The sequence below is a fragment of the Vibrio sp. 811 genome, assembly GCF_033339195.1.
The window spans coordinates 1-507 of the sequence record NZ_JAWOUB010001003.1; the positions used below are offsets into that span (position 1 = coordinate 1).

At 48.9% G+C, this 507-nt stretch carries 1 protein-coding gene; it reads right to left on the minus strand.

Translation table 11 applies throughout. The features are described 5' to 3' along the window. Positions 1-8: 8 nt before the first annotated feature. Positions 9-507 (minus strand): proprotein convertase P-domain-containing protein (locus R7Q46_RS30590; protein ID WP_318078767.1); only part of this gene is annotated, 499 nt, incomplete at its 5' end.

Genomic DNA, 507 nt, shown 5'->3' on the forward strand with positions numbered 1-507 from the left:
CATAGGTCTTACCTTCTTTTTGATGAATCGTTATTACGAGAGCGAACCACTCTCAACATTGAAAGCACAAGCAAGCCAAAGAGCGCCCAAGGTGAGCCACTCCCACCCGAGTCATTGCCGTTGCTTTTCGAAGTGGTATCAGCACCGCACTGATACTGGTTAAAGTGACTCACACCCCACGCTTTTAGTGCGCCCGAGTTGCCGACCACCCGATCGGAGACTTCTAGTCGCCACGTTCCCCAACTAGGCTCTCCAACCAATGCTTGCAGCTGTGGATCGTGCTGAACCGTGAAATAGCCCGTAAACCCACCCGATTGACTCGGCTGATGGTTAAACAGCACTACAGACTGGCCTTGTGGCGACGTCAACGTGATGTGTAAATCCGCTAAATTCGCGTGTTCGATATCGAGATAAACGGCAAATGAGTCATCAATTTTCTGCGTTTTGTCTGATAGTGTTTGAACAAAAATTTTGTTCCCTTGCACTTCTTGACCGCGCGAGTTAATA